The 4964-nt window shown below is 60.3% G+C and carries 2 protein-coding genes; both read left to right on the top strand.

Annotated features, from left to right (window positions below; genetic code table 11):
• On the top strand, positions 1-2606 hold a 2606-nt coding region (locus NP596_RS19715; RefSeq protein WP_256617107.1), incomplete at its 5' end, for a non-ribosomal peptide synthetase.
• Between the two features lie 60 nt (positions 2607-2666).
• The coding region (locus NP596_RS19710; protein ID WP_256617106.1) for a condensation domain-containing protein at positions 2667-4964 on the top strand (2298 nt) is incomplete at its 3' end.

Here is a 4964-nt window from a genome sequence, read left to right as displayed (position 1 = left end):
TGGACGAGCCGAGTCTGCTGGCCGCCGCGCTCGGCCGGGCTGGCGGAGCAGGTCACGGCAGTTACAGCGAGCGACTGGATGCGAATATCACTAGGAACCTGCAGGACTTCGCCCAGCGTCAGCGCATTACCTTGAATACCTTACTGCAAGGCGCCTGGGCGCTGCTGTTGCAACGTTATTGCGGCCAACAAACCGTGGCGTTTGGCGTTACCGTATCAGGGCGACCCGCCGATTTGTCCGGCGTGGACGGCATGTTGGGTCTGTTTATCAATACGTTGCCGTTGATCGTCACCGGCCGGTCCGAGCAATCGGTCGCTGACTGGTTGCGAACCTTGCAGCAAGACAATCTGGTTTTGCGTGAACACGAACAAACGCCGCTGTACGATATTCAGCGCTGGGCCGGGCAAGCCGGGGTGGCGCTGTTCGATACATTGCTGGTATTCGAAAACTTTCCGGTCGACGCCGCGTTGCGCAATGCCGATGCCGGCCTGCAATTCGGTTTGCCCCGGCATATCGATATCACCCACTATCCGTTGACACTGAATGTCAGTGTAGGCGAGTCGCTCGGGCTGGCCTTCGGTTATTGGCGGGATCGCTTCGATGCCGATGTCGTGCAGGTTTTGGAGCGGCATTTTCGCCAGTTGCTGTTGGACATGATCGAAGATGGCGAACGCCCGCTTGCCAATTTGAGCTCACTGACGGCAGCCGAACAAAGCCAGCTTGCTGCCTGGAACGCCACGCCGCGCCGCTATCCCGAGGGCTTGATTCACACCCTGATTAGCCAACGCGCCGCAATGCAACCGGAGGCGATCGCCCTGGCGTTTGGCGAGCAAACCCTGAGTTATGCCGAACTGGAGAGCCGTGCCAACCGTCTGGCGCATTATTTGATCAGCCAAGGCGTCGGCCCGGAAATTCCTGTCGGCATAGCTGTCGAACGTTCCTTGGAATTAGTGGTCGGCCTGCTGGCCATCGTCAAGGCCGGCGGCGCCTACGTGCCGCTGGATCCGGACTATCCCGCCGACCGGCTGGCGTACATGATCGAAGACTCCGGCATCGGCTTGTTACTTAGCCACGGCGCGGTGTGGCCCAAGTTGCAAGGCATTTGCGGTACGCAGTGCGTAGCCTACGATCTGGATGAACTGGACTTGAACGGCCAACCCGATGTTGCGCCCAGCCCAAGGCTGCATCCGGAAAGCCCGGCCTACATCATCTATACCTCCGGCTCCACCGGCCGGCCCAAGGGCGTGGCCAACAGCCACGCAGCCCTGGCCAATCGCCTGCACTGGATGCAGGACGCCTATGCCATTGGCCTTGGCGACAGCGTGCTGCAAAAAACCCCGTTCAGCTTCGACGTCTCGGTGTGGGAATTCTTCTGGCCCTTGCTGACCGGCGCCCGTCTGGCGATTGCCGAACCCGGCGCGCATCGCGACCCGGCGGCGTTGAGCCAACTGATGTTGAAACACCGCGTCAGCACTTTGCATTTCGTGCCGTCCATGCTGGCCGAATTCGTCAACCAGCCCGAGCTGCCGGCGTTTCCCGACCTGAAACGTATCGTCTGCAGCGGCGAAGCCTTGCCGGCGGAACTGCAACAGCGAGTATTTCAGCGATTGCCGGGCGTCGAACTCGACAACCTGTACGGCCCCACCGAAGCCGCGATCGACGTCACCCACTGGACCTGCCGCGACGATGGCGGACCCAGCGTGCCGATCGGCCAACCGATTGCCAACAGCCAAATCCACATTCTGGATGCCCACCTCAACCCGCTACCGGCGGGTGTCGCCGGCGAACTGTACATCGGAGGCCGAGGTCTGGCGCGCGGCTACCACCGCCGTCCCGGACTCACCGCCGAACGTTTCATACCCGACCCGTTCGGTAGCGGCGACCGCTTATACCGCACCGGCGACAAGGCAAAGTGGCGCAACGACGGCGTCATCGAATACCTGGGCCGCCTGGATCATCAGATCAAACTGCGCGGCCTGCGCATCGAGCTGGGGGAAATCGAAGCGGCACTCATGGCGCAAACCGGCATAACCGAAGCCGCGGTACTGCTGAAAGATAGCCCGCACGGTCCGCGCTTGGTCGCCTACGCCGCCACCGCCGGTCGCCTGGTCGAGGTCGAAACACTGCAACAAGGCTTGCGGCAACGCTTGCCCGACTACATGGTGCCCAACGCCATCGTAATACTGGATAGCCTGCCCAAGACCGTTAACGGCAAACTCGACCGCAAAGCCCTGCCGGAACCCGAACTGAACCGGGGCGATTATCGCGCACCGCAAACCGGAACCGAACAACGATTGGCGGCGATTTGGCGGGAGTTGTTGGGCATCGACAGGGTCGGCCTGGACGACCATTTCTTTGAGCTGGGCGGGCATTCCTTGCTGGCGATGAAACTGGTGGGCCGCGTCAAGCAGTCGGTCGGGGTTGAATTGCCGGTGCGGCGCATATTCGAAATCCCGCGGTTGGCGGCGCTGGCGGCGGAAATCGACTCGCTGCAAGCCCTATCTGCGCAACAGCCGGATTTACAGTCCGAATTGTCAGGCGCTCTGGCCGAGTTGCAAGGCCTGTCGGCGGAAGATTTGCTGGCCTTGCTGGCCGCCGAAGAATGAAACGATCGCTGCCTGTTTCGTGCGCAGCGACGTAAACCTTATTGAAAATAGATTTGTTTAATGGAAAACCTACTCGCCCATTTTAACGACCTGAGCATCGAGCAACGCAAAGCCCTGATCGTGCTGTTGAAACGTCGCGGCATAGACGTTTCACAGCTGCCGATTACCGGCGTCAGGCGCGATGCGCCGCTACCACTGTCCTACGGCCAGCAGCGGCTATGGTTTCTGGCACAGTTGGAACCGGATAGCAGTGCCTATCACATCGCCGATGCGGTCTGGCTGAACGGCGCGGTGGACGCGTCCGCGTTGCAACGCAGTGTCAATAAACTGGTGACCCGGCATGAAAGCCTCAGAACCACGTTCCGCAACGTCGGCGGTAAGGCGCTACAAGTCGTCCATGAACAGTTGCAGGTAGTGGTGGCTTGGCTGGATTGCCGCGCAATGCTTAGCGACGAGGCCGCAGTCAAAACCAAGCTTGAGGCTATCGAGCGGCAACCCTTCGATTTGGAAAACGGTCCATTATTGCGGGTCAGCGTGCTGAAGCTGGCCGCCGACCGCCATGTGCTTTCGATTGCGCTGCATCACATTGTTGCCGATGAGTGGTCGCTGAATATCGTCATTAGCGAATTCGCCGAGATCTATCGCGCCTACTGCGAGGGAAGGGAGCCGCAATTGCCCGGATTGGCGATTGGTTACGCCGATTTCGCGGTCTGGCAGCGGCATTGGCTGGAAGCGGGCGAAATGGAACGGCAGCTGAAATATTGGACGGAAAAACTGGCCGGCGAGCATGCTGCGCTTGAATTGCCGTTCGACAAACCCAGGCCGCCACAGCCGAGCGACCATGGCGCCAAGCTGGAATTCCCGTTGCCCGATGCTTTGAGCGCCGCGCTACGCCAATATAGTCTGGAGCAAGGTGCAACCCTGTTCATGGGCTTGCTGGCTCTGTTCAAAATGCTGCTGTACCGTTACAGCGGCCAGCATGCGATTCGCGTCGGTGTGCCGATTGCCAATCGCAATCGCCGCGAGACCGAGCATCTGGTCGGTTTTTTCGTCAATACCCAGGTGTTACAGACCGAACTGCACGGAGGCTTGAGTTTCCGCCAGGTGCTGGATAGGCTCAAAGACACCGCGTTGGGCGCGCAGGCGCATCCCGATTTGCCGTTCGAGCAATTGGTTGAAGCGCTCAGCCCTGAAAGGAGTTTGAACCGCAATCCGCTGTTTCAGGTGATGTACAACCATCAGTATCAACAGGCGGAGATCGCCGAAGCCCTGGGCTTGCTTAATATCGCGCCGTTTGCCCGCGACAGCCACACCACCCAATTCGAATTGATATTGGATACCTTCGAAATTGGCAAAGACGGCATTGTTCTCCTTTGGACCTATGCCAGCGATTTATTCGACCATTCGACGATAGAGCGAATGGCTCGGCATTTTTGCCGCTTGGCCGAAGCCGCGTTGGCTGCACCCGAGACGGCCTTACTGGACTTGCCGCTGCTCGATCCGCAGGAATGGACTTGTTCGAGCGCTAACGAAGCCAAACCTTGTGAATGGCTTGCATTGGCCGAAGCCATTCGCGCTAAGGCGCAAGCCCACCCCGACGCCGAAGCCCTGGTTTGTGCCGGGCAGGTGCTGAGCTATGCCGACTTGCAAAGCCAAAGCCAGCGGCTGGCGCACCATTTGTTGGCGTCCGGCGTGAAAGCGGGCGACGTGGTGGGCTTGTGCCTGCCGCGCTCGGCGGACATGATCGTCGCCAGTCTGGCGGTTTGGCAATGCGGTGCGGCGTTTCTGCCCTTGGACCCGGATTATCCCGAGGAACGCTTGCGTTATTTGCTGGCCGATGCCGGTGTCGGCTGCCTGTTAAGCCATAGTGAAGGACCATCAATCGCGCACACGCCAGCGTCGATCATGACGCTCGAACTGGACCGTCTGGAACTGTACGCCTACCCCGACACGCCGCCGGCGCTAGTGACGCATCCCGAACGAACCGCTTATTTGATCTACACCTCCGGATCCACCGGCCAGCCTAAAGGCGTGGCGGTCAGCCACGGCGCCCTGGCCCGGCATTGCCAGTCCATGGCCGAGGTGTATGCCATGCAAGCCGGCGATGTCTGCCTGCATTTCGCCTCGTTCAGCTTTGACGCGGCGATAGAACAATGGGCGGTGCCTCTGGCGTGCGGCGCCAAAGTGGTCATCAGCGACCAGATCCTGTGGAGCGTCGAACAAACCCTGGCGGCGATCGAAAGCCATGGCATCACCCGCATCGACTTGCCGCCGGCCTACCTGAGCGAACTGGCTCGGCACATCCAGCAGCCCGAACAAGCCCCTGTCCTGACCAGCTGCACGGTCGGCGGCGAAGCA

The organism is Methylomonas rivi (assembly GCF_024505165.1).
GTDB classification, from domain to species: domain Bacteria; phylum Pseudomonadota; class Gammaproteobacteria; order Methylococcales; family Methylomonadaceae; genus Methylomonas; species Methylomonas rivi.
The sequence above is the reverse complement of the archived record's forward strand: the minus strand, read 5'-3'. Positions and strand labels throughout refer to the sequence as shown.